The organism is Bradyrhizobium elkanii USDA 76 (assembly GCF_023278185.1).
Classification (GTDB): Bacteria; Pseudomonadota; Alphaproteobacteria; order Rhizobiales; family Xanthobacteraceae; genus Bradyrhizobium; species Bradyrhizobium elkanii.
In genome coordinates this window covers 3463997-3487658 of record NZ_CP066356.1, presented here as the reverse complement: position 1 = coordinate 3487658, position 23662 = coordinate 3463997, and the positions used below count along the sequence as shown (strand labels likewise).

20 protein-coding genes are annotated in these 23662 nt (G+C 64.5%); 7 read left to right on the top strand and 13 right to left on the bottom strand.

What is annotated here, in order from left to right:
• Positions 1-9: 9 nt before the first annotated feature.
• Together JEY66_RS16655 and JEY66_RS16650 are read right to left on the bottom strand one after the other, a co-directional pair.
• Complete coding sequence (locus tag JEY66_RS16655; protein WP_018272640.1) at positions 10-909, bottom strand: helix-turn-helix domain-containing protein; 900 nt, start codon at positions 907-909, stop codon at positions 10-12.
• A gap of 241 nt (positions 910-1150) precedes the next feature.
• Positions 1151-2080 carry an aspartyl/asparaginyl beta-hydroxylase domain-containing protein gene (locus JEY66_RS16650; RefSeq protein WP_018272641.1) on the bottom strand — a complete coding sequence of 310 codons (930 nt, stop codon included), beginning with the start codon at positions 2078-2080 and terminating at the stop codon, positions 1151-1153.
• A gap of 353 nt (positions 2081-2433) precedes the next feature.
• Between JEY66_RS16650 and JEY66_RS16645 the strand changes: the two genes are divergently transcribed.
• The 4 genes from JEY66_RS16645 to JEY66_RS16630 all read left to right on the top strand — a co-directional run bounded on the left by JEY66_RS16645 (position 2434) and on the right by JEY66_RS16630 (position 7681).
• Positions 2434-3636, top strand: coding sequence for an ABC transporter substrate-binding protein (locus JEY66_RS16645; RefSeq protein ID WP_018272642.1), 1203 nt, complete (start codon positions 2434-2436; stop codon positions 3634-3636).
• 10 nt (positions 3637-3646) lie between these two features.
• Positions 3647-5380, top strand: coding sequence for an FAD-dependent oxidoreductase (locus tag JEY66_RS16640; protein WP_018272643.1), 1734 nt, complete (start codon positions 3647-3649; stop codon positions 5378-5380).
• A 200-nt stretch (positions 5381-5580) separates the two neighbouring features.
• The gene (locus JEY66_RS16635) at positions 5581-6387 is read left to right on the top strand and encodes an IclR family transcriptional regulator (RefSeq protein WP_026193034.1); all 807 of its coding nucleotides are present in this window, start codon (positions 5581-5583) and stop codon (positions 6385-6387) included.
• Between the two features lie 352 nt (positions 6388-6739).
• Positions 6740-7681 (top strand): IS110 family RNA-guided transposase, encoded by a 942-nt coding sequence (locus JEY66_RS16630; RefSeq protein ID WP_248887611.1) that lies wholly within the window; start codon positions 6740-6742, stop codon positions 7679-7681.
• A 157-nt stretch (positions 7682-7838) separates the two neighbouring features.
• Here JEY66_RS16630 and ahcY read toward each other — a convergent pair whose 3' ends face one another.
• The 3 genes from ahcY to JEY66_RS16615 all read right to left on the bottom strand — a co-directional run bounded on the left by ahcY (position 7839) and on the right by JEY66_RS16615 (position 12005).
• The gene (gene ahcY, locus JEY66_RS16625) at positions 7839-9266 is read right to left on the bottom strand and encodes an adenosylhomocysteinase (RefSeq protein ID WP_018272646.1); all 1428 of its coding nucleotides are present in this window, start codon (positions 9264-9266) and stop codon (positions 7839-7841) included.
• A 126-nt stretch (positions 9267-9392) separates the two neighbouring features.
• On the bottom strand, positions 9393-10589 hold the full coding sequence (metK, locus tag JEY66_RS16620) for a methionine adenosyltransferase (protein WP_018272647.1): 1197 nt from the start codon (positions 10587-10589) through the stop codon (positions 9393-9395).
• A 60-nt stretch (positions 10590-10649) separates the two neighbouring features.
• Entirely contained in the window at positions 10650-12005 is a 1356-nt protein-coding gene (locus JEY66_RS16615; protein ID WP_016843649.1) for a hypothetical protein, read from the bottom strand.
• 197 nt (positions 12006-12202) lie between these two features.
• On the opposite strand from JEY66_RS16615, the gene JEY66_RS16610 reads away from it, so the two are divergent.
• Positions 12203-13930: a caspase family protein gene (locus tag JEY66_RS16610; RefSeq protein ID WP_018272648.1), complete on the top strand. Its 1728-nt coding sequence runs from the start codon at positions 12203-12205 to the stop codon at positions 13928-13930.
• 126 nt (positions 13931-14056) lie between these two features.
• Here JEY66_RS16610 and JEY66_RS16605 read toward each other — a convergent pair whose 3' ends face one another.
• The 6 genes from JEY66_RS16605 to JEY66_RS16580 form a co-directional block, all read right to left on the bottom strand.
• Entirely contained in the window at positions 14057-15175 is a 1119-nt protein-coding gene (locus JEY66_RS16605; protein WP_018272649.1) for a cobalamin-independent methionine synthase II family protein, read from the bottom strand.
• Between the two features lie 43 nt (positions 15176-15218).
• Positions 15219-15935: an ABC transporter ATP-binding protein gene (locus JEY66_RS16600; RefSeq protein WP_018272650.1), complete on the bottom strand. Its 717-nt coding sequence runs from the start codon at positions 15933-15935 to the stop codon at positions 15219-15221.
• Complete coding sequence (locus JEY66_RS16595) at positions 15928-16680, bottom strand: ABC transporter ATP-binding protein (protein WP_018272651.1); 753 nt, start codon at positions 16678-16680, stop codon at positions 15928-15930. Before JEY66_RS16595 ends, JEY66_RS16600 begins: the two co-directional genes overlap by 8 nt.
• Complete coding sequence (locus tag JEY66_RS16590) at positions 16677-17708, bottom strand: branched-chain amino acid ABC transporter permease (protein ID WP_026193035.1); 1032 nt, start codon at positions 17706-17708, stop codon at positions 16677-16679. The genes JEY66_RS16595 and JEY66_RS16590 overlap by 4 nt, the downstream gene beginning before the upstream one ends.
• 7 nt (positions 17709-17715) lie before the next feature.
• The gene (locus JEY66_RS16585) at positions 17716-18585 is read right to left on the bottom strand and encodes a branched-chain amino acid ABC transporter permease (RefSeq protein WP_018272653.1); all 870 of its coding nucleotides are present in this window, start codon (positions 18583-18585) and stop codon (positions 17716-17718) included.
• A 209-nt stretch (positions 18586-18794) separates the two neighbouring features.
• The gene (locus tag JEY66_RS16580; protein ID WP_018272654.1) at positions 18795-19976 is read right to left on the bottom strand and encodes an ABC transporter substrate-binding protein; all 1182 of its coding nucleotides are present in this window, start codon (positions 19974-19976) and stop codon (positions 18795-18797) included.
• 378 nt (positions 19977-20354) lie between these two features.
• On the opposite strand from JEY66_RS16580, the gene JEY66_RS16575 reads away from it, so the two are divergent.
• The gene (locus tag JEY66_RS16575; RefSeq protein WP_026193036.1) at positions 20355-20633 is read left to right on the top strand and encodes a hypothetical protein; all 279 of its coding nucleotides are present in this window, start codon (positions 20355-20357) and stop codon (positions 20631-20633) included.
• 56 nt (positions 20634-20689) lie between these two features.
• On the opposite strand, the gene purU is transcribed toward JEY66_RS16575, so the two are convergent.
• Positions 20690-21553: a formyltetrahydrofolate deformylase gene (gene purU, locus JEY66_RS16570; RefSeq protein WP_018272656.1), complete on the bottom strand. Its 864-nt coding sequence runs from the start codon at positions 21551-21553 to the stop codon at positions 20690-20692.
• A 135-nt stretch (positions 21554-21688) separates the two neighbouring features.
• On the opposite strand from purU, the gene JEY66_RS16565 reads away from it, so the two are divergent.
• On the top strand, positions 21689-22534 hold the full coding sequence (locus JEY66_RS16565; protein WP_018272657.1) for a uroporphyrinogen-III synthase: 846 nt from the start codon (positions 21689-21691) through the stop codon (positions 22532-22534).
• Positions 22535-22631: 97 nt separating this feature from the next.
• On the opposite strand, the gene JEY66_RS16560 is transcribed toward JEY66_RS16565, so the two are convergent.
• On the bottom strand, positions 22632-23603 hold the full coding sequence (locus JEY66_RS16560) for a tripartite tricarboxylate transporter substrate binding protein (RefSeq protein WP_018272658.1): 972 nt from the start codon (positions 23601-23603) through the stop codon (positions 22632-22634).
• Between the last annotated feature and the right edge of the window lie 59 nt (positions 23604-23662).

Sequence of the window (23662 nt, the reverse complement as noted above, 5' to 3'; positions counted from 1 at the left end):
GCAGCGCCGCTATCGTGCCTTTTGCCGGTACTCCGCCGGCGTGACGCCGGTCGCCCTTTTGAAGGCACGCGTAAAACTCGATTGCGAGGAGAACCGGGACTTTAGTGCGATTTCGCTCAGAGACGACCTGTTCGTCGCTAGCAACGCCTTCGCCGCCTCGAGGCGGCGCTGGCTGACGTAACGATGCGGAGGCACCCCCATTGCCGCAGCGAACGCCCGAGTAAAATGAAAGACGCTGAGACAAGCGACGTAGGCGAGTTCAGTTACCGTAACGTCGTCATCGATATGCTCTTCGACGTAGGCGAGCACGCGCTTCAGCCTGCCATTTTCCAAACGTTGAGCGGAGACCGACGCGCCGTCGGCGATCATGGACTCGGCGTGCGCTTGCATGAGCCGCGCAGCGAGGAAGAGTGACGAGGTTTCCGCCAGCATGCGCCCCGCCGCGGTCGGGCATTCCATCTCCGACAGCATCGACAGCCCGATCTGCCTGATCATTTCATCCTGCACACCGGATGAGTAGCGGACCGAATTGCCAGGCAGTAGGGGCAGATTGTAATCATGACTTAGCCGCGCAAATGCCGAAGTGGGCACATACAAGTGCAGGGCGCGCACCTCGCTCGCGGAGATACGGATTTCGTCGGCCTTGGCTCCGACCGGATTGAGCCAGATTGTCCCTGTCTGCAACGGCACCGGGTGCCATTTTCCGGCCACCTTGCAGGTCGCGACGGCCTCATCCGAACCACGGACCGCTACGGTCACTTCGACGTGCGACGCGACGGTGGAAGGCTGTCCTTGCCAGCTGCGGTGCGTTCGAAGGTCGGCGGATATTGTTGCCCAGCCCAAGCCATCGGACGAACTGAGCAGCGTCGATTCCGGGTACTTCAGATTTCCCTGTGTTTGGCCTTGCATGAGATCTCCAAGCCGCCTTGCGGGACCACTTAAGACTGCGTAAGCGCATCCCAAGCAGAAAGGCAATATCCGCGCCACAGCCGCTCCGGCGATCGTTCAAGCTCTCGTTTGGGTCAAAAAGGCCACACAAGTCCTGAGCACATGCCGCTGCTGTTCCAGAGAGCGGGCGTCGCGCATCGCTGATTGCACGCCCAAAAGAAGCTCCGGGGCTTTTGCTTTCAACGCGGCAACGCCTCTGCAATCAGTGCAGCGCAGACATTACGATCAGGCCGAGGATCAGCGCGGTCGCGGAATATTTGAGCGTGTAATACACGTTCGGATTCCACTCCTTGACCTTGCGGCTGGCGAGATGGACCTCGTAGAGCTTGCCGAACACCTTGTTCAGCGCGCCGACATGCTCGCCGTCGACGTTCTGGGTCGCCGACGCCTTGACGATGTTGTGACTGACCCAGCGGTTCATCGCCGTCATGAAGCCGTACTTCATCGGGCGCTCGACGTCGCAGAACAGGATGATGCGGTTGACGTCGGTCTTGTTCTCGGCGCTGTGGATGAAGGTCTCGTCGAACATGAAGGCCTCGCCGTCGCGCCAGACGCATTCGACACCGTCGACGAGGATGCGGCACTGTTTCGAGTTCGGCGTCACCAGGCCAAGGTGATAGCGCAGCGAGCCGGCGAAGGGATCGCGGTGCGCCCCAAGCTTGCCGCCCGGCGGCAGCATCGCGAACATCGCGCCGTGCACGCTCGGGATCGAGTTGAGCAGCTCCACCGTCTTCGGGCACAGCGTCCGCGCCGAGGGCAGGAAGTCGTCGTACCATTTCAGATAGAAGCGCTTCCAGCCGCTCTTGAAGAAGGAATAGAAGCCCCAGTCGTTGTTCTTGGCCGCGGCGCGGATGAAGCCCTCGTCGAACAGCCGCGTGGCCTCGTCGCGGATCGTCTCCCAATTGTCGGAGAGCTTCTTGAGCTCGGGAAACTGCTCGACCGGGATCACCGGCGTGTTGGGCACCGCGGAGCCGGCATACATCATCACATTGTAGGGCGCGAGGTAGGTCGAGTGATCGCCGAGCTGGCGGGCGAAGCGCAACCGCTGCTTGCCGCGGAAGTGAACGTAGAGCGTAGAGGCCACCAGCACGTAAAGAATGACGAGCTGCGGCGCGAAGAGCTGTCTCAACATGATCCGTCTATGATCGCTGCCCGCCGACGCCCTTCGTGCCCCGCCCCGCAGGAGCCTTGCCCTTCACGGGTGGCCCGGTCCGGGCGGCGAAACGCGTCGCCGTCCGCGAAAATTCCCCTGTTTCATAGTGACTTGGCACTGCGGCGCGGTCTGGCAAATGAGCCGGGAGCCTTGCCGCGGTGCCGTCCCGGATGAGCCACGTAAGCGTTCGCTCACCAAATGTGAAGCGCCGTGCCGCGCCGGCGCCAACTTTGTGACACTATTCACACACTCAATTCACCATTGACAAACTGATTAGACAATTCCTAATCCTGAGATGACCCGCCGAAGAGCGCGGACACCCAGAGGGAGGAATGATGAGACAGTTTCTGGCGGCAGCCATTATCGCGGCGATGACCACGGCCGCTCACGCCCAGGTTTCGGATGACGTCGTGCGCATCGGGGTGCTGACCGACCTGTCGAGCTGGGGCCGCGACAATTCGGGCCCGGGTTCGGTCGAGGCGGCCAGGATGGCGGTGGAGGAATTCGGCCCGACCGTGCTCGGCAAGCCGATCGAGATCATCTCCGCCGACCACCAGATGAAGACCGATGTCGGCGTGCAGATCGTGCGCGGCTGGTTCGACAACGGCAAGGTCGACGCGGTCGTCGACATCCCGAATTCCGGCATCGCGATCGCCGTGCACAACATGGTGCGAGAGCGCAACAAGATCGCGCTGCTGTCTGGTCCCGGCGCGAGCTCGCTGACCGACGAATTGTGCAGCCCCAACACGGTGCATTTCGCCTACGACACGTACGCGCTGTCCAAGGTGACGGCCTCGGCCGTGATCAAGGAAGGCGGCAAGTCCTGGTTCTTCGTCACCGCCGATTACGCCTTCGGCCAGCAGCTCGAGAAGGACGCGACGCGCTTCATCAACGAGATGGGCGGCAAGGTGCTCGGCAGCGTCAAGCATCCGACCAACACCGCCGACTTCTCCTCGTTTGCGCTGCAGGCGCAGAGCTCGAAGGCCGACGTGGTGGCGTTCGCCAATGCCGGCCAGGACACCGACAATTCGATCAAGCAGTCCGGTGAGTTCGGCCTCGTGCAGGGCGGCCAGAAGCTGGTCGGCCTTTTGATGTTCGACACCGACGTGCATGCAATCGGACTCAACGCCGCGCAGGGCACCTACATGACGACGTCGTCGTACTGGAACATGGACGAGAAAACGCGCGCCTGGTCAAAGAAGTTCTACGCCCGTGCCAATGTGATGCCGACCATGATCCAGACCGGCGTCTACGGCTCGGTGCTCCATTATCTCAAGGCGATCCAGGCCGCCGGCACCGACGATCCCAAAGCGGTGATGGCCAAGATGCGCGAGCTGCCGATCGAGGACACCTTCGTGCATGGCGGCAAGCTGCGCGAGGACGGCCGCGTGATCCGCGACATGTATCTGGCGAAGGTGAAGAAGCCTTCGGAATCCAAGGAGCCGTGGGATTATCTCGACATCGTCAAGACGGTGAAGGGCGAGGACGCGTATCGTCCGGTCTCCGAGTCGAAGTGCCCACTGCTCAAGAAATAGGATCGATCGCGTGGCCAACGAAGAAGCTTATGATTGCGACGCGCTGGTCGTCGGCTCCGGCTGCGCCGGGCTGTCGGCGGCGGTCACCGCCGGCCATCACGGCCTCAAGGTCCTAGTGGTCGAGAAGGAGCTGCGGTTCGGCGGCACCACCGCGCGCTCCGGCGGCTGGCTGTGGATTCCCGGCACCTCGCTGGCCAAGGCCTGGGGCATCGAGGAGAGCCCCGATCAGGCGAAAACCTATCTGCGCCATGAGGCCGGCAACAGCTTCGACGCAGCGCGCGTCGATGCGTTCCTGACCGAGGGGCCGAAGGCGGTCGACTTCTTCACCACCAGCACCGCGGTGCGCTTCGACATGCCGCTGACCTTCCCGGACTATCATGCGGAAGCGCCCGGCGGCGCGCAGGGCGGCCGCTCGATGGTGACGCGACCGTTCGACGCCCACGAGCTCGGCGACGCCCTCAAGGATCTCGGCAGCCCCCTGCCCGAGCTCACCGTGTTCGGCATGATGCTCGGCTCCGGCAAGGAGATCGTGCATTTCATGCGCGCGACGAGATCGCTGACCTCGGCGGCCTATGTCGCCAAACGGCTGTCGAAACACGCCATCGACGTGATGCGCAACGGCCGCGGCATGACGCTGACCAACGGCAACGCGCTGGCCGGACGGCTGGCGAAATCTGCCTTCGACCTCAAGATCCCGCTCTGGCTCAACTCGCCGGTGCGCGAATTGATCGTCGAGAACGGCGTGGTGCGCGGCGCAATCGTCGTGCGTGAAGGGCGCACGATCCGCGTCAACGCGAAGCGTGGCGTGGTGCTCGCCTGCGGCGGTTTTCCGCACGACGTCGCGCGACGGCAGAAGATGTTTCCGCATGCGCCGACCGGAAAAGAGCATTACTCGCCGGGCCCGACCGGCAACACCGGCGACGGCTTGCGCCTTGCGGAATCCGCCGGCGGCCGCGTCGACGACTCGCTGCCGAATGCCGCAGCCTGGGTACCGGTCTCGGTCACGACGCGCAAGGACGGCTCGAAGGGCGTGATGCCGCATTTCATCGATCGCGCCAAGCCGGGCGTGATCGCGGTGATGGCCGACGGCAGGCGCTTTGCCAATGAAGGCAATTCCTACCACGACTTCGTGCAGGCGATGATCAAGGCGGCGAAGCCCGGCGAGGAGATTGCGGCACATCTCATCTGCGATCACGAGACGCTCCGCAAATATGGCCTCGGCTGCGTGCCGCCGCGCCCGATGCCGCTCGGCCATCATCTGAAGACCGGCTATCTCAAGCGCGGCGCGACGCTTTCAGAACTCGCCGCGCAGGCCGGCATCGACGCCAAGGCGCTCGAGACGACCGTCGCGGAGTTCAACACAACCGCGGCGGAGGGCCGTGACCCCGCCTTCGGCAAGGGCTCGCGCGCCTATAACCGCTACCAGGGCGATACGCTGCACGGGCCCAACCCCTGCATCGCGCCGATCCAGCGCGGGCCGTTCTACGCCATCAAGATGGTGATCGGCGATCTCGGCACCTATGCCGGCATAAGGACCGACGCCAATGCCCGCGCGCTCGACGCCGACGGCCAGCCGATCGCCGGCCTCTATGCCGCCGGCAACGACATGGCGAGCATCATGGGCGGCAACTATCCCGGCGCCGGCATCACGCTCGGGCCCGCGCTGACCTTCGGCTACATCGCGGGCAAGCACATTGCAGGTGTGGCAGCGGAGCAGAGGGGCAGTTCAAACCCGTCATCCTGAGGCGCGAGCGGAGCGAGCCTCGAAGGATGCACGGCCACCAGTGGGGCCGTCGACCCTTCGAGACGCACGCGAGATGCGCGCTCCTCAGGGTGACGGTGATAGAGGCGGATATGACGCGCCAGATTGATCCCGCCGCCTCGCGTCTCGCGGACGGCAAGGTTTTCCAGCTAAGTGCGAATCCGGAACGCGAACAGGGCCACATGACGAGAGAGAGCCGCGGCATACAGTCGATCGAGGTCGGCGGAGAATTGCTCCGCGCGCTGGCCCGCAGCGGCGAACCGATGATGCTGCGCGATCTCGCGCGCGAAGCCGGCATGCCGCCGGCCAAGGCGCATCCCTATCTGGTCAGCTTTTCCCGCATCGGCCTGATCGAGCAGGACGAGGTCACCGGCCGTTACGAGATCGGGGCGCTGGCGCTCGAGCTCGGCCTGATCAGCCTGCGCCGGCAGTCCGCGGTGCGGATCGCGACGCCGCGGATCGCAACGCTCGCCGACAGCATCAATCACGCGGTGTCGCTGTCGGTCTGGGGCACCCACGGCGCGACCGTGGTGCGGCTCGAGGAGCCGAGCCATCCGGTGCATATCGCGATGCGCGTCGGATCGGTGGTGGCGCTGCTCGAGACCGCGACCGGCCGCGCCTTCGCCGCCTTCATGCCGCCGAACGCGATCAGGACCGCGCTCGAGAGCGGCCTCGATCGCCTCGGCGTCGGCTACAATCCGAAACGTGCGCCGGTGGACGCGAAGACGGACGAGATCCTCGCCGAGGTCCGCAGCCGCGGGCTGGCGCGGGCGATCGGAGATCCCCTGCCCGGTGTCAACGCCTTCGCCGCGCCGGTGTTCGATCACGCCGGCCACGTCGCGCTGGTCATCACCGCGATGGGGCCGGAAGGCACCTTCGACGCCAGCTGGGACAGTGCGATCGCAACTGCGTTGCGGGCCTGCGCCGGCGATATCTCACGGCAGCTGGGGCACGGCACGGCGCGGGCTGTCGATATTGAGGTGAAGTGATCCGAGTGTTCTGCCGCTCTCTCATGCGCATGCGCGGGTGATTACACCGAGAGCTTGGCAGACATCATGAACCCAGAACCATCCTCATCGTCGTCCCGGCGAAGGCCGGGACCCATAACCACCGAAGTTCATTGTTGTGCGATGCTGGAATGACGAGTCCCGCCGACTACATCCGCCGCGGCGTATGGGTCCCTGTGTCTTGGAAGTCTGTCAGGATGTGGTGGGCGGGAAGCCGTTGGGTCCTTGGCGCTTGACGCCGTGAGCCGGCTCGGTCTCCCGCCCGTTCCATCTATCAACCTGAACAGTTGCACGAGGCTGCGCCAACAGACCTCGCATCACAGGGACAGGCACCGTGATCATAGCTCTTCGTTACGTCGGAATCGACATCTCCAAGAAACACCTCGATATCTTTGATGAGGCTGACGGCGTGCCGAGGCGCATTGCCAACGCGACACAGGCCATCACACAGCAGGTGGCGCGTTGGCAATGCGCCTCGCTGGTGGTCTTCGAGGCGACGGGTATCTATGACCTCGCGCTTCGCGAGGCGCTGCGTCAGGCCGGGATCCCGTTCGCACGGATCAACCCGGCCCGTGCCCGCGACTTTGCACGGGCCAGCGGCCTACTCGCCAAGACCGATCCGATCGATGCGCGGATGCTGGCGGCCTTTGCGCGGGCCATGCAGCCCGCCCCCGAGCAGGTCGCCGATCCTGCACGGGGCGCCTTGGCGAGGCTTGCAAAACGGCGGGATCAGCTGGTCCTCATGCGCGCCCAGGAGAAGAACCGGCGCAGCGAGGCCGACGATCGCGCCATGGCCGAACGCATTGGCCGCCTCATCGAGGTCCTCGACAGCGAGATCGCCGAGATCGAGGCCGACATCAGCGCATTGATTAAAGCCGAAGCGCAGATCGCGGACGATGCGAAGTTAATGCGTTCGCTGCCCGGCGTGGGTCCCGTGGCCTGCATGCAGCTCATCGCGCAGATGCCGGAACTCGGGCGGGTCGGACCGAAACAACTCGCAGCGCTCGCTGGCCTTGCTCCCTTCAACGTCGACAGCGGCACCTTCCGCGGCAAGCGCAAGATTGCGGGCGGCCGAAAGCGCGTTCGTGACGCCCTTTATATGGCGGCCCTCAACGCAGTTCGCAGAGCTGATCCGTTCAAGGCCTTCTATGCACGACTGCGACAGGCCGGAAAACCAGCCAAACTCGCCCTCATCGCCGTCGCCAGGAAGCTGCTCACGGTCCTCAATGCCATGATGCGAGACCGAAAGCCGTACCTGCAGACCAAACCAACATAACAGTTGCCGGCCTGCGCCGGGACGACGGCTTGTAGACGCAGGCCGCGCCACACAATCGGTGTCGCCCTGACGAATGGAGAGGCGCCTGCAAGTCAGCCCAGCAAAAAGCCCCGGACATGCCGGGGCTCTTAACTTCATCGCTCGCGATGACCGCGGATCAGTAGCGGTAGTGATCCGACTTGTACGGTCCTTCCTGCTTGACGCCGATATAGTCGGCCTGGTCCTTGCGCAGCTCGGTCAGCTTGACGCCGATCTTGGCGAGGTGCAGGCGGGCGACCTTCTCGTCCAGCGTCTTCGGCAGCACGTAGACCTTCTTGGCGTACTTGCTGTCCTTGTTGTTGGCGAACAGCTCGATCTGCGCCAGCGTCTGGTTGGTGAAGGAGGCCGACATCACGAAGGACGGATGGCCCATCGCATTGCCGAGGTTCACCAGGCGGCCTTCCGACAGCATGATGATGCGGTGCTTGTCGGGGAATTCGATCTCGTCGACCTGCGGCTTGATGTTGGTCCACTTCAGATTGCGCAACGAGGCGATCTGAATCTCGTTGTCGAAATGACCGATGTTGCAGACGATGGCGCGATCCTTCATCGCGCGCATGTGCTCGATGGTGATGATGTCCTTGTTGCCGGTGGCGGTGACGAAGATGTCGGCGCGCGGCGCCGCGTCTTCCATGGTCACGACCTCATAGCCTTCCATCGCCGCCTGCAGCGCGCAGATCGGATCGACCTCGGAGACCATGACGCGGCAGCCGGCCTGGCGCAGCGAGGCGGCCGAGCCCTTGCCGACGTCGCCGAAGCCGGCGACCATCGCGACCTTGCCCGACAGCATCACGTCGGTGCCGCGGCGGATGCCGTCGACCAGCGACTCGCGGCAGCCATAGAGGTTGTCGAACTTCGACTTGGTGACGCTGTCGTTGACGTTGATCGCCGGGAACAGGAGCGTGCCCTTGTTGGCCATCTCGTAGAGGCGATGCACGCCCGTGGTGGTCTCTTCCGAGACGCCCTTGATGTTCTTGGCGATCTCGGCGAACCAGCCCTTCGGCTTCTCCTTCAGGAGGCGCTTGACCAGCGCGTAGAAGATCTCCTCTTCCTCGGAGCCCGGCTTGTCGAGGAAGGCGGTGTCGCCCTGCTCGGCGCGGTAGCCGGCATGCACCAGCATGGTGGCGTCGCCGCCGTCATCAAGGATCATGTTCGGCGTGCCGCCGCCGTGCCAGTCGAACAGCTTTGCGGTGTAGTCCCAGTACTCGGTCAGCGTCTCGCCCTTGACGGCGAACACCGGAATGCCGGCGGCGGCGATCGCGGCCGCGGCGTGATCCTGGGTCGAATAGATGTTGCAGGAGACCCAGCGGATGTCGGCGCCGAGCGCGGCCAGCGTCTCGATCAGCACCGCGGTCTGGATCGTCATGTGCAGCGAGCCCGCGATGCGCGCGCCCTTCAGCGGCTGCTTGGGGCCATACTCCTCGCGGGTAGCCATCAGGCCGGGCATCTCGGTCTCGGCCAGCGAGATCTCCTTGCGGCCGAAATCGGCGAGCGCAATGTCCTTGACGATGTAGTCGGTGAAGCCGGGCTTCGTGGGGGCGTTCATTTGAGCGTCCTGTTGTTGAACGGGTCGTTCCGGGTCGCCTCGAAGAGGCGAACCCGGGATCTCGAGGTGATGATTAGGGATTCCGGGTTCGCTCGCTCTCGCGAGCGCCCCGGAATGACGCAAGTATCAGAGCGCGCGCTTCAGCTGCTCGACGAGATCGGTCTTCTCCCAGGAGAAGCCGCCCTCATTGTCGGGCGTGCGGCCGAAATGACCGTAGGCCGAGGTGCGCGCGTAGATCGGGCGGTTGAGGTCGAGATGGCTGCGGATGCCGCGCGGCGTCAGATCCATCGCCTTGGCCGCCGCCTTCTCGAGCTGATCCTCCGAGACCTTACCGGTGCCGTGGGTGTCGATGTAGATCGACAGCGGACGCGCCACGCCGATCGCATAGGCGAGCTGCAGCGTGCAGCGGTCGGCGAGACCGGCCGCGACGATGTTCTTGGCGACATAGCGCGCGGCATAGGCGGCCGAGCGGTCGACCTTGGTCGGATCCTTGCCGGAGAACGCACCGCCGCCATGCGGAGCCGCGCCGCCATAGGTGTCGACGATGATCTTGCGGCCGGTCAGGCCGGAGTCGCCGTCGGGACCGCCGATGAAGAACTTGCCGGTCGGATTGATGTGCCAGATCGTCTTGTCGCTGATCCACTCCTTCGGCAGCGCCTCGCGGACATAGGGCTCGACGATGTCGCGGATCTGCTTGGACGAGAGGTCCTCGACCAGATGCTGATGCGAGACCACGATCTCGCGGACGCCGACCGGCTTGCCGTTCTCGTACTGCACCGTGACCTGGCTCTTGGAGTCCGGACCCAGCACCTTCTCACGGCCGGAGTGGCGCGCTTCGGAGATCAGCCGCAGGATCTTGTGGGCGTAGAAGATCGGCGCCGGCATCAGGTCCGGCGTCTCGTTGGTGGCGTAACCGAACATGATGCCCTGGTCGCCGGCACCCTCTTCCCTGACCTCGCCCGGCTGCAGCGCGTCGACGCCCTGCGCGATGTCGGCCGACTGCGGATGCAGCAGGATCTCGATGTCGCAGTTCTTCCAGTGGAAGCCGTCCTGCTCGTAGCCGATATCCTTGATTGCAGAGCGAACCACGCTCTCGATGTGGTCATTGGTGACCGAGCTCGGGCCGCGCGTTTCGCCGGCGATCACCACCTTGTTGGTGGTCGCGAGCGTCTCGCACGCCGCGCGGATCTGCCACGGGTCGATGCCCGCTTTCGGTCCCTCGCGATAGAACAGATCGACGATCTCATCCGAGATACGATCACAGACCTTGTCCGGATGGCCTTCCGAGACCGACTCGCTGGTGAACAGGTAAGACGCGCGCATCAAGCAAACCCCTTGTTAAGTCGAAGTCCGACGTTGGTTGGTGAATATGTCCCCGGCATGTCAGTCTCGTCGCCGCGAGATGACGTAGGATTCGTCGTAGAACCACAGCCCGTTGTGTTTGCGGAGAACTTCGCGTGTGGCCTCGAGAGCTCGTCCGTTTTCGGTCGTTTCGGTCAACCGCTCATCTTCGATCTGCGCGACATACACCGCCGCATTCCACGCAGCAAAGGCCGTCGAGGTTCCGATCGAGCCGGTCACCTCATTGGGCAGCGCTTCCATATCATATCGGAAGATCGAACGGTTATCGGCGTAGGCGTTGAAGTTCAGCTCGCGTCCGGCGGATCCCAGTTCGTATTTCACCGCGCGCAGTATCTCATGGCGACTGACGGCGAAAGGATTTTCTCCGGGCCAGACGGCTTGAATCATTTCAAGTCCGGGATCGCCGCCGTGGGAGTGGATTCCTATCAGCCGCCCGCCGCCGCGCAGCGCGCGGGCCAGCGGCGCGATGATCCGCTTGGCGCGGAAGTTCACCGAGGATTTGGCACGGTAGGGTTGCGAGGCGATCACAAGATCGAAATTGGCTTCGGTGCGGCCGGCCCGCGGAATGATGGAATCGAGCAGGAACCGGTGATCGTCCCGGTACAGGACCAGCGCCACCGGCCGCTCATAGATCGGCATCGCATTGCCGGGGCTGAGATTGGCGCGCCAGTTCTGCTCCAGGAATGGACCGAGTTCGGCGATCTGCGCCTCGAATTCGCCCGAGGAAGCGCCCCGCAGGGCTACCTCGTGCCAGATCATGCTGGCGGCCGCCGCGGAGTTCTTGGGCGTCAGCCAGGGCGCCTCGGCGTAATACATGTTGGTGAACACGAAGACGCTGGCCGGATGCTCGAACAGGCGGTCGGGGACCTTATCGAGGGTGAGGCGGACGTCCTCGAGGCTCAGTTCCTTGCCGGCGACATAGAACGGCATATGTGGGAAGCGGCCATGCATGGCGCGCAGGACCCGCGCCAGCACCGTGCCGTCGCCCATTCCGGCATCGAACACCCGCAGCGCCGGCGGCCGCGGGTGGATGGCCGCCAGTTCCAGCGCGACCCGGTCGGCGATGACCCGCTTCTCGCTACAGGTGTGGACGAACAGCAAATAACGCTGGCGGTTCTCGAAGAACCGGAAATTGCCCCGCGGATCGCGCTTTTCCGGCGGCACCACGAGGCCGCGCGGCGGCGCCACGCCGCCCGGCGTCGAGGTCGCGATGAAGGCGTTGATGCGGTCGAGCGTATCGATGGTGATGCGCTTGCCCTCGCGCAGCCGGTACACCAGCTTGCCGTCGTTGACGGCACGGCGGCCGAACGTCGTCTCCGCCATGTCGGAGCGGCGGCAGAAATCCGTGATCTGGCTGAGGATTTCGTCGTTCTTCATGGCGCCTGGGGTGGGCAGCGGCGAGTGGGACGGAAGTGGGCAGAATTGATGACTGACAGCGTCTTATCACCATTTTCCCACCAGTTGAACCCCCCTCTGCTGCCCGATCACCAAACAGTCAGGACCGCCCCCTGGACCGTCTCTTGGACCACCCTGCCGTCGTCGATCGCCATGACGGCTTTACCCCCGGATGACCGATGCGCCGCCTGCTCCTGATCCCCGCCCTCCTGGCCGCTCTGCTCTGGTCGGCGCCCTGTTTCGCCCAGGCGCGCTCCCAGCTCGGCCCGCTCTGCACGACCGAGACCACGCCGGCCGACCAGATGATCGACGCCTGCACCAAGATCATCGCGCTGAAGGTGTTTTCCGGCGAGAGGCTCGCGACCATCTATTTCTGGCGCGCGGTCGGTTGGAACAAGAAGGGCAACTACGCCCAGGTGATATCCGACGCCACCGAGGCGCTGCGCCTCAAGCCCAGCACCGCTGTCTACAATCTCCGGGGCTCGGCCTATTTCGACAAGGGCGAGTACGACATCGCGATCGCCGACTTCAACGATGCGCTGCGCATGGGGCCGCCGAGCGGCATCATCTTCCACAACCGCGGCAACGTCTATCGCAGCAAGGGCGACTATGCCAAGGCGATCGCCGACTATGACGCCGCGATCAAGGCCGGTCCGAAGTCAGCCTTCTCCTATCAGAACCGCGGCGCCTCGAAGCGGGCGCTCGGCGATCTCGACGGCGCGCTCGCCGACATCAATGAGGCGGTCAGGATCGACCCGTCGCTGCCGCAGCCGCTGATCAGCCGCGCCGTGATCTGGCGCGCCAAGGGCGAGATCGAGCGCGCGATTGCGGACACGTCGGAGGCAATCCGGCTCGCCAAGGCCAAAGCGCCCGTCAACATCATGACGCCGCCCGGCAGCGTGCTGATCTCGGCCTATACCCAGCGCGGCCTCAGCTATGAAGCGAAGGGTGATGCTGCGCTTGCCAAGGAAGATTACGCCTCGGTGCTCGAAGGCGTGGCGTCCGATGCCGGCAGCAAGGCCAACCAGGCCACCGCGAAAGTTCGGCTCGCGCTGCTCAAGGAGGCCGACGCGGCACCGCGCAAGACCGCGGCGGCGCCGGCCGCCGAGAGCAGCCCGGCCGCGCCACCGGCCGCTTCTGTCACGGCACCGGCCCCGCCCGCCGCGCCGGTCCGGGCGGCAGCAACCGGCCGGCGCGTCGCGCTGGTGATCGGCAACGGCGCCTATGCGCATGTCAAGGCGCTGCCCAATCCGCCCAACGATGCGCGCGCCATCGCCAGGAGCCTGCGCGATATCGGCTTCACCGTCTCCGAGGGGCTCGATCTCGATCGCGGCACGATGCAGAAGACGATCAACGATTTCCTGCGCGAGGCGGCGCGGTCGCAGATCGCCGTGGTCTACTATGCCGGTCACGGCGTGCAGGTCGACGGCCGCAACTACCTCGTGCCGGTCGACATCGAGTTCAAGCCGGGCAGCCGCGCCACCGACGCGATGGTCGACATGGACACCATCATGGCCGGGCTCGACGACCAGATCCGCACCAACATCCTGATCCTCGATGCCTGCCGTAACAATCCGATGGCGCCGCAGCAGGCCTCCGCGGGTCCAAGCCGCGGCATCGAAGCGGGCTCCGGCCTTGCCGCGCCCGCCTCGCTCGGATCGGGCTCGACGCTCGGCGCCGGCACGCTGATCGCGCTTGCGACCGCGCCGGGCCAGGTCGCGCTCGACGGCGAAGGCGCCAACAGCCCGTTCTCGGCGGCGCTGTCGCGCCATGTCGGCACGCCCGGCCTCGAGGTGCAGCAGATGCTGACGCGGGTCCGCGCCGAGGTCGTCGCCGCGACCAAGGGCAAGCAGGTGCCGTGGTCGAACTCGTCGCTGCTCGGCGAGGTCTATCTGGCGGAGCAGTGATGGTGCGCTTGAGCACCGTCATCCCGGGGCGCGCGCAGCGCGAACCTCAGGGGCGCAATTGCGCCCCGGGGGATCTCGATATTCCGGGTTCGATGCTTCGCATCGCCACGGAACGACATCAGCGCCTCACTTCCCCCACACCTCGTTCGCGACCTCGACCGCGAGCCGCAGCTTGGCCCACTGCTCTTCCTCGGAGAGAATGTTGCCTTCCTCGGTCGAGGCAAAGCCGCATTGCGGCGACACCGCGAGCTGCTCGATCGGGGCAAATTTCGATGCCTCCTCCAGCCGCCGCTTGATGTCGTCCTTCTTCTCGAGCTCGCCGAACTTCGAGGTGATGACGCCGACCACCACGACCTTGTTGCCCTTGGGCAGGAAGCGCAGCGGCTCGAAGCCGCCGGCGCGGTCGGAATCATATTCGAGGAAGTAGCCGTCGTAATTGGTGCCGGCGAGCAGGGTCTCGGCGACCGGCTCGTAGCCGCCGGAGGAGATCCAGGTCGAACGGAAATTGCCGCGGCAGACATGGGTCGTGATCACCATGTCGGACGGACGGTCGGCGATCGCGTAGTTGATGACGCGAGCGTAGATCTCCTGCAAACCGTCCGGATTGTCGCCGCGGTCGCGCGACTTCTGCAATTCCTCCTGCGAGCACAGGTAGGCCCACACCGTGTCGTCGAATTGCAAATAGCGGCAACCGGCGTCGTAGAACGCCTTCACCGCCTTGCGGTAGGTCTTGCCGAGGTCCTGATAGAATTCCTCGAGGTCCGGATAGACCTCCTTCGAGATCAGCTTGCGGCCGCCGCGGAAATGCAGCACTGCCGGCGAGGGGATCGTCATCTTCGGCGTGACATGCGCCTGGTTGGCGCACTTCTTCAGGAACCGAAAGTGATCGAGCATCGGGTGATGATCGGAGAAATCCAGCTTGCCGATCACCCTGATGGCATCGTGCCGGGTCTGCACGCCCGCGAACTGGATGCCCATATCGGGATGGAACAGCTCACAGCCGGTCAGATAGCTGAGGAAATCGAAATGCCACCAGGAGCGGCGGAACTCGCCGTCGGTCGCAAGCTTCAGGCCGACCGAGGCCTGCTTGTGCACGACCTTCTCGATTTCCATGTCCTCGACCTTGCGCAGTTCGTCGACCGAGATCTCGCCCTTCTCCAATCTGGCGCGCGCCTCCTTGATCTTCGGCGGCCGCAACAGGCTGCCGACCTCGTCGGCGCGGAACGGAGGCTTGGTTCGCTGCATGGTCAACTCCCGGACGTTTCCAATGTGCCTTCTAGTGTGCCTTCTAATGTGCCTTGGCCCCGGAGACGCCGAGGTGGCGCTCGAGGACGGAGGGATCGGCCTTCAGCGCGCTGCTTGCGGCATCGTGCACGATCGTGCCGCGTTCCAATATCACAACGCGGTCGGCGAGCCCCAGAATCTTTTGCGCGTTCTGCTCGACGATGATCGAGCAGATGCCGCCTGAGCGCGTGATGGTTCCGATCGCTTTTAACAATTCCTCAACGATGATCGGCGCGAGGCCTTCGGTCGGCTCGTCGAGCAGCAGCACTTTCGGATTCAGCGTCAGCGCGCGGCCGATCGCCAGCATCTGCTGCTCGCCGCCGGACAGCTGGTTGCCGAAATTGCGGCGCCGTTCCTGCAGCCGCGGAAACATCTCGTATACCCGCTCGACCGTCCACGGCCCGGGCTGCGCCACCGCGGTCATGTTCTCTTCCACCGTCAGCGAGCGGAAAATGTTGCGCTCCTGCGGCACCCAGCCGATCCCGGCGCGGGCGCGCTGGTCGGGCCGCATCGCCGTGATGTCGTGCCCTGCGAGCGCTAGGCTGCCGGCGAAGCGCCTGACGATGCCGACAATCGAATTGATCAGCGTGGTCTTGCCGGTGCCGTTGCGGCCGAGCAGCGCGAGCACCTGACCCTCCGCAAGCGCCAGCGACATATCGGGCAGCACCACCGCCTCGCCGTATCCGGCACGCAGACCCTGGATGGAAAGAAGGTCAGGCATCGGCCGCCTCGCCGAGATAGACCGCCCTCACCTGCGGATCGCGCGCGACCTCGTCGGGTGCGCCTTCGGTGAGCAGGCCGCCACTGACCAGCACCGAGATGCGGTCGGCGAAGGAGAACACCAGGTCCATGTCGTGCTCGATCAGGAGCACGGTGACGTCGCGCGGCAATGCTGCGACCGCCGCGAGGATGTCGTGACGCTCGCTCTCGGGCACGCCGGCCGCGGGCTCGTCGAGCAGCAGCACCCGCGGCTTCGCGGCGATCGCGACCGCGATCTCGAGCAGGCGCTGCTTGCCATAGGGCAAGGTCGAGGTGAACTCCGTCATCACGTCGAGCAGATGGAAGCGCGACAGGATCTCGGCGATCTCGGCATTGACGTCGCTCCGGGTCCCCATCCGTCGCCACCAGTCGCCGCCGCGGCCCATCCGTTCGGAGACCGCAAGCCCGATGGTTTCGAGCGGGGTCAGGTCGGGATAGAGCTGATTGATCTGGAAGGTGCGCGACAAGCCGCGCAGCACCCGCTTGTGCACGGACAGGCCGGTGATGTCGCTGCCCTCGAGCAGGATGCGCCCGCTATTCGGCGTCAGCACGCCGGTCAGCTGATTGATCACGGTGGTCTTGCCCGCGCCGTTCGGCCCGATCAGCGCGTGGCGGGCGCCCTGCATCACCTTCAGCGAGAGATCGCGGGTGACGCGAAGGGCGCCGAAGGATTTTTCGAGGCCTCGTGTTTCCAGCGCGATCGTCATGACGCGTCGCTCTCCGGCATCGCAACGGCAGCCTTGCGGCCGGCGAACTGGCGGATGATCAGGTTCGGCACGAACAGCACCCAGCGATGGATCCGCGCGCGGCCGACCATCACGATCACGACCAGCACGAGGCCGATCCAGAACAGCCAGTATTGCGGGGTGATGCTCTGAAACAGCTCCTGCAGCATCTTGAACACGACGGCGCCGACCAGGCCGCCATAGAGATAGCCGGTGCCGCCGATCACCAGCACCAGCATCAGGTCGGCCGAGCGCTCGAAGGAAAACACGTCGAGCGAGGCGAGTGCCGTGGTCTGGGTGAACAACGCGCCGGCGATCCCGGCATAGAAGGCGGCGAGCGTATAGACCGCGATCAGGCGGCGGTTGACCGGCACGCCGATCGCGGCCGCGCGCAGCGGATTGTTCCTGATCGCGCGCAACGACAGGCCGAACGGCGAATGCACCACGCGTCGCGCGAGCAGGAACAGGATGAACAGCACGATCAGCGAGTAGAAGAACCCGGTCTTGCCGAACATGTCGAAGGTGAACAGACCGAGGATCGGCTGCATCTCGATGCCCTGCAGCCCGTCGGTGCCGCCGGTGATGTTGGAGAAGCGCTCGGCGAGCGCTTCCAGCAGCAGCGCGATGCCGAGCGTCACCATCAGCCGTGTCAGGTCGACGCCGCGGATGACGAGAAAACTGGTCAGGAAGCCGAGCAACGCCGCAACCAGACCGGCGGCGACCAGCGCGAGCACGGGCTCGTTGATGATGCCGTGCAGCGCCAGCAAACCGGCCGAATAGGCGCCGACGCCGAAGAACGCCGCGTGGCCGAGCGACACGATGCCGGCGTAGCCGAGGATCAGGTCGAGCGACAGCGCGAACAAACCGAGCCGTACGATGTCGGTCATGATCAAATAGCGCGACGGGAACAGGAAGGCGCAGGCGAGCGCCAGCGCCCAGAACGCGACCTCGTTGATCCGCCAGCGCGCGCTGGCCATCGCGTGAGTGGAAACGTCTGATAGCGCGGTCATGCCCGCCTCACCGCGCCGCGGTGCGGCCGAACAGGCCGTTCGGACGCCAGAGCAGGATCACGATCATCACCGTGTAGATCACGAACGGTCCGAGCTTCGGCACGTAATACTTGCCCGCGACGTCGGCGATGCCTAGCAGCAGCGACGCCAGGAACGGTCCGGTGATCGACGAGGAGCCGCCGACGGTGACGACGATCAGGAAGTAGATCATGAATTTCAGCGGGAAATACGGATCGAGCCCGAGGATCTCCGCGCTCAGCGCGCCGCCGAGGCCGGCGAGGCCGCAGCCGAACGCAAAGGTGAAGGCGAACACCTGCGGCACGTTGATGCCGAGCCCGATCGCGGCGCGCGGATCGTCGACTGCGGCGCGCAGCCGGCTGCCGAACCGGGTCTTGGCGAGGATCAGTTGCAGCGCCAGCGTGAGCAGGCCGCAGATCACGACGATCATCAGCCGGTAACGACCGATGCCGACGCCGAACAGGTCGATCTGGCCTTCCAGCGCCACCGGCAGCTTGATGAAGACCCGCGACGATCCCATGATGTAGTCGACCGCCGCGACCGACATGAACACCAGACCGATCGAGAACAGCACCTGATCGAGATGGCTGCGGCTGTAGAGATGGCGGTACAGCGTGCGCTCCAGCGCAATGCCGATCACGGCGCTGCCGACAAAGGCGAGCGGCAGGCCTGCGAAGAACGGCCAGCCGGAATTATTTACCAGCACGGCGCAGATATAGCCGCCGGCCATCGCGAAGGCGCCATGCGCGAGGTTGACGAAATTCATCAGCCCGAGCGTCACCGCAAGCCCGCAGGCGAGCACGAACAGCAGCATGCCGTAGGCGACGCCGTCGAAGAAATTGGTGAGGATAGAGGCCATGGAGTCAGCTTAGCCGTGAGGACGCAACAAGAACAACAGCTCGAAGGTCAAGGTCATCGTCATGGCCGGGCCTGTCCCGGCCATCCACGTCTTTCTGCTCGCCGGGAAGAAAGACGTGGATGCCCAGCACACCTGCAAGAAGACGCGCTTCGCGCTTTTGGCCGGGCATGACGTGGTGAGGGCCGGAGCGCACGCCGCCGATGACGATGCTATCTCTTGGTCTTGCCGGAATCCTTGACGGCTTCGAAGGTCGCGAACTCGACATTGTAGAGCTCACCGTCGACCTTCTCGACCTTGCGGATATAGATGTTCTGCACGATGTCGCGGGTTTCCGGATCGATCGAGATCGGGCCGCGCGGGCTCTCCCACTTCATGCCCTTCATCGCCTCGATCAGCTTGTCGCCGTCGGTCGCACCATTGGTCTTCTTCAGCGCGTCGTAGATCAGATGGATGCCGTCATAGCCGCTGACCGCCATGAAGCCGGGGCGGTTGCCGAACGCCTTCTTGTAGGCGGCGACGAACTCCTTGTTCATCGCGGACGGATGGGCGGCCGAATAGAGATGCGCCGTCACCGCGCCAAGCGCGGCATCGCCCATATTGTTGAGGAGATCGTCGTCCATGACGTCGCCGGGTCCGATCACCCTGATGCCGCTCTTGTCGAGCCCGCGCTCGGCATATTGCTTCATGAAGTTGCCGCCCTGCCCGGCCGGCACGAATACGAACATCGCGTCGGGCTTGGAATCCTTCATGCGCTGCAGGAACGGCGCGAAGTCCGGATTGGCGAGCGGGACCTTGACCTCTTCCACGATCTCGCCACCGCCGGCGGTGAAGTGCTGCTTGAAGAACGTCAGCGCATCGTTGCCCGGCGCATAATCGGAGGTCAGCGTCGCGACCTTCTTGATGCCGTTCTTCACCGCCCAGTCGCCGATGATGGTGGAGGACTGCGCCAGCGTGAAGCTGGTACGCACGATATAGGGCGAACGCTCGGTGATGATCGAGGTGCCGGCCGCCATCACGACTTCCGGGATCTTGGCTTGCGTCGCCAGCGGCGCAGCGGCAAGCGCCGCGGGCGTCACGCCGAAGCCGGCGATGAAATTGACCTTGTCGTTGACGATCAGTTCCTGCGCGAGCCGCTTGGTGTTGTCGGGCACCGCGGCATCGTCCTTCAGGATGATCTCGATCTTCTTGCCGGCGACGGTGTCGCCCTTCTGCTGCATGTAGAGCTTGATGGCGTTATCGATCTGCTTGCCGGTCGACGCCTGACCGCCGGTCATCGGCAGGATCAGGCCGATCTTGACGGCGTCGTCCGCCCACGCCGGCACGCTGGCACACAACCCGGGAAGCACGGCCGAAGCGGCGCCCCACAGCAACATTTTGCGACGATTGAACATCGACGTCCCTCCCCCTTCCGTTCTTCTGCATCGAGCCTTGGTCCCGGCTCTTGCCTTGTTTTAACTCAAGCATGCACGGCCAAGCCGCAACGCGACAAGGCGTCTCCCCGTGCCCCCTGTCAATCGGACGATGGACGTGTGCCGCGCGCGACGCGATCGGGCTTGGCTGCAGAGACAAGTATCAGGATACCAATATCGCTCCCCAAGACTCAATGCCTCCGCGAGAAGCGGTCTTGCGCATTCAGCGCCGCCGCCGGCTCGATTCATTTGTACGATCGTACAAACGCAGCGACAATGTCAACAAACAAGCACAATTGCAGCCGAACGGTCGCGCCCGAGATCATCATCCATAAAGACCAGGGCCGTATCCTGCCTCCCATGCCAATCGTCTCGCGTCCCATCGCTGTCCTGACTGCCCTCGCGCTCGCGGCCGGCGCGCTCGGGGGATGCAGCTCCATGAACCAGAAGCTCTCGGCCGGCATGGCCGACACCATTCCAGCCTGGGCCGGCGGCCTGCCGTCGGATGCACCGCCGCGGCCGGGCACCCCGGAATACGACAAGTTCATGCAGGATCGGGAACGCAAGCGGCTGATGCCTGCGGCCCAGCGCGGCGACGAGGCGAAGCCGGCAACGGCACCGCAGGACGCGGCCCGCTGAGCGCACGGTCGGCCGGCAGAGCCCGCATCGCCTTGTGCGGGCGAGCGAAGTGCGGATCAGTCCACGAACACCACGGTCTTGCGTCCGTTGAGGATGACGCGATCGGCGAGATGGTAGCGGATCGCGCGCGCCAGCACCCGGCGCTCGATGTCGCGCCCCTTGCGCACGAGATCCTCAGGCGTGTCGCGATGGCTGATACGCTCGACGTCCTGGTCGATGATCGGCCCCTCGTCGAGATCGCTGGTGACGTAATGCGCCGTGGCGCCGATCAGCTTGACGCCGCGCTCATGCGCCTGATGGTAGGGCCTGGCGCCCTTGAAGCCCGGCAGGAAGGAATGATGGATGTTGATGCAGCGGCCCGACAGCCGTGCCGACATCTCGTCCGACAGGATCTGCATGTAGCGGGCCAGCACCACGAGATCGGTCTTGGTGTCCTGGGCCAGTTTCCATACCGCGTCTTCCTGCTGCCGCTTGGTCTCTTTCGTCACCGGCAGATGATGGAACGGGATATCGCCGAAATCGAGCGAGCCGTAGGTCTCGCGCGGATGGTTGGAGACAACAGCGGTCGGGATCATTTCGAGCTCGCCGGTGCGCCAGCGGTAGAGGATGTCGACCAGGCAGTGATCGGACTTCGACACCAATAGCATCACCCGGCGGCGGCTGGCGCGATCGCGCATCTGCCATTCCATGCCGAACCGTTCGGCGATCGCGGCAAAGCCGGTCTGCAGCGCCGCGAGCTCGACCGCTAGGTCGGCCGCGGTGAACACCACGCGCATGAAGAACTTGCCGGTTTCGACGTCATCGAACTGCTGGGCGTCCAGGATGTTCTGGCCGTTATGGGCAAGAAACGTCGAGACCGCCGAGACGATCCCCGGACGATCCGGACAGGACAGGGTCAAAACGAATTGATGGTCGGGCATGCCAATTGACCAAAGCTTGAGCAGATTGGTGGAACGGTCATTTTCGGCCCTCGTCTACACCGCAGGCGGCCTTGCGCCAATCCCGGCGCGGGGGTCAAATCGAACAAATGACGACAATGTTTGTTAGGGACCATCATGGCTGAACGGCTGAACGGCTACCGCATCCTGATCCTCGAGACGCGCGAGGAGGCGCAGTTTTCCCGCCTGCTCGCCGAGCAGGGGGCCGACGTGCTGCAATGCCCAATGTTCACCATCCACGATGCGCCTGATGCGGCGCCGATCGAGGCCTGGATTCGCCGCGCTATCGAACGGCCGCTCGACGATCTCGTGCTGATGACCGGCGAAGGCCTGCGCCGGCTGATGAAGGTCGTGCGCCGGATCGGCGTCGAGCGGGAGTTCGTCGATGGCCTCGCCAAGGCGCGCAAATTCGCCCGCGGCCCCAAGCCCGGCCGGGCGCTGCGCGAGATCGGCCTGGAGCCGCAAATGACGACCGAGAAGCCGACGTCGGAAGGCGTCGCGGAGATGCTGTCGAAGCTCGACCTCGCCGGCCATCGGCTCGGCCTGCAGCTCTATCCGGACAAGGATCACGCCACCCTGATCGGCGCGATCAAGGCACAGGGCGCCGAGGTCGATACGGTGCTGCCCTATGTCTATGATGCGCAGGCCGCCGACGCCAACATCGTCACCGCGATCGAGGAGATGGCGCAGGGCCGCATCGACGCGATCGCGCTGACCAATCTCGGCCAGGTCCGTCGGCTCATCGAGGTGGCACGGGCGCGCGGTTGCGAGGACAGGTTACGCCAGGGGTTCGAGCGTACGCCGATCGCTTCCGTCGGACCGGCGGTATCGGACGAGCTCAAATCCCACGGCCTGCGCACCGACATCTACCCGGCCGAAGACGCCTTCTTCATGCGGCCGCTGATATCGGCGATGGCGGCGGCGCTTTCAAAAAATCCACCGCGCGCGACGGCGCGAAGCTAAAGCATGATCCGGAGAAGTGGGAAGCGGTTTTCCGGGAAGACCATGCTTAAACAACAAGTTAAAGTGCGATGACGATTCGACCGAATCTCATCGCGCTTTAGTCCACCTTGGCACCGGCGAACTTGACCACCTTGCCCCACTTCTCGGTCTCGTCGGCCACTAGTTTGCCGAAGTCGGCAGCCGAGCCCGGCAGCATGATCGCGCCGATCTCGGTAAACCGCGCCTTGGCCTTGGGATCGGCGAGGATTTCATTGACGGCCTTGTTGAGCCTGTCGACGATTTCAGGCGGTGTGTTCTTCGGCGCCGCGAGGCCGTACCAGGCGCTGGCTTCGTAACCCGGCAGAAAGTCGGCGACCGGCGGCAGGTCCGGAAGCACGTCCGAACGGGTCGTGCTGGTGACCGCAAGTCCGCGCAGCTTGCCGGATTTGACGTGCTCGGCACAGGTCGGAAGATTGTCGAACATCACCTGCATCACGCCGGACAGCATATCGGTGAGCGCCGGCGCGCCGCCCCGGTAGGGCACGTGCTGCATGTTGATGCCGGTCAGCATCTTGAACAGTTCGCCCGACATGTGGATCGTCGAACCGTTGCCTGAGGACGCCATGTTGAGCTTGCCGGGATTGGCCTTTGCATAGGCGATCAATTCGGGAATCGACTTGATCGGCAGCGAGGGGTGCACCACCACAACGTTGGGAAAGCGAATGATGCCCGCGATCGGCTCCATCTCGCGCATGAAATCGAAGGGCAGCTTTTGGTAGAGCGTCGCATTGATCGCTGGCGCGACCAGCAGCAGCGTGTAGCCGTCAGGCGCCGCGCGCAGCGCCTGCTCGGTGGCGATGTTGGTCCCGCCGCCCGGCCGGTTCTCGACAATGAAGGATTGCCCGAGCTTTTCCGACAGCCACTGTCCCATCAGGCGCGCCGTCAGGTCCGCCGAACCGCCGGGAGTATAGCCGATCACGAGGCGAACCGGCCGCGCCGGATAGGCCTCGGCAATCGCTTTTCCAAATGTGAGCGGAAGCGCAGCCGTAGCGGCTGCAAGTTGCAGGAACTGGCGGCGTAGAACCTTCATGATGTCTCCTCCGACGCACTGGCGGCTCTTGCGGCACGCTTGGGCACGCGCATCCTAGC

What these genes read in the sequence shown, in the direction of transcription:
- JEY66_RS16590 (WP_026193035.1), bottom strand. Translation starts at nt 17,708, where the DNA reads ATGACCGCGCTATCAGACGTTTCCACTCACGCGATGGCCAGCGCGCGC.
- JEY66_RS16605 (WP_018272649.1), bottom strand. Translation starts at nt 15,175, where the DNA reads ATGCAGCGAACCAAGCCTCCGTTCCGCGCCGACGAGGTCGGCAGCCTG.
- JEY66_RS16645 (WP_018272642.1), top strand. Translation starts at nt 2,434, where the DNA reads ATGATGAGACAGTTTCTGGCGGCAGCCATTATCGCGGCGATGACCACG.
- JEY66_RS16575 (WP_026193036.1), top strand. Translation starts at nt 20,355, where the DNA reads ATGCCAATCGTCTCGCGTCCCATCGCTGTCCTGACTGCCCTCGCGCTC.
- JEY66_RS16655 (WP_018272640.1), bottom strand. Translation starts at nt 909, where the DNA reads ATGCAAGGCCAAACACAGGGAAATCTGAAGTACCCGGAATCGACGCTG.
- JEY66_RS16615 (WP_016843649.1), bottom strand. Translation starts at nt 12,005, where the DNA reads ATGAAGAACGACGAAATCCTCAGCCAGATCACGGATTTCTGCCGCCGC.
- JEY66_RS16595 (WP_018272651.1), bottom strand. Translation starts at nt 16,680, where the DNA reads ATGACGATCGCGCTGGAAACACGAGGCCTCGAAAAATCCTTCGGCGCC.
- JEY66_RS16600 (WP_018272650.1), bottom strand. Translation starts at nt 15,935, where the DNA reads ATGCCTGACCTTCTTTCCATCCAGGGTCTGCGTGCCGGATACGGCGAG.
- purU (WP_018272656.1), bottom strand. Translation starts at nt 21,553, where the DNA reads ATGCCCGACCATCAATTCGTTTTGACCCTGTCCTGTCCGGATCGTCCG.
- JEY66_RS16635 (WP_026193034.1), top strand. Translation starts at nt 5,581, where the DNA reads ATGACGAGAGAGAGCCGCGGCATACAGTCGATCGAGGTCGGCGGAGAA.
- JEY66_RS16560 (WP_018272658.1), bottom strand. Translation starts at nt 23,603, where the DNA reads ATGAAGGTTCTACGCCGCCAGTTCCTGCAACTTGCAGCCGCTACGGCT.
- metK (WP_018272647.1), bottom strand. Translation starts at nt 10,589, where the DNA reads ATGCGCGCGTCTTACCTGTTCACCAGCGAGTCGGTCTCGGAAGGCCAT.
- JEY66_RS16650 (WP_018272641.1), bottom strand. Translation starts at nt 2,080, where the DNA reads ATGTTGAGACAGCTCTTCGCGCCGCAGCTCGTCATTCTTTACGTGCTG.
- JEY66_RS16565 (WP_018272657.1), top strand. Translation starts at nt 21,689, where the DNA reads ATGGCTGAACGGCTGAACGGCTACCGCATCCTGATCCTCGAGACGCGC.
- ahcY (WP_018272646.1), bottom strand. Translation starts at nt 9,266, where the DNA reads ATGAACGCCCCCACGAAGCCCGGCTTCACCGACTACATCGTCAAGGAC.
- JEY66_RS16580 (WP_018272654.1), bottom strand. Translation starts at nt 19,976, where the DNA reads ATGTTCAATCGTCGCAAAATGTTGCTGTGGGGCGCCGCTTCGGCCGTG.
- JEY66_RS16585 (WP_018272653.1), bottom strand. Translation starts at nt 18,585, where the DNA reads ATGGCCTCTATCCTCACCAATTTCTTCGACGGCGTCGCCTACGGCATG.
- JEY66_RS16610 (WP_018272648.1), top strand. Translation starts at nt 12,203, where the DNA reads ATGCGCCGCCTGCTCCTGATCCCCGCCCTCCTGGCCGCTCTGCTCTGG.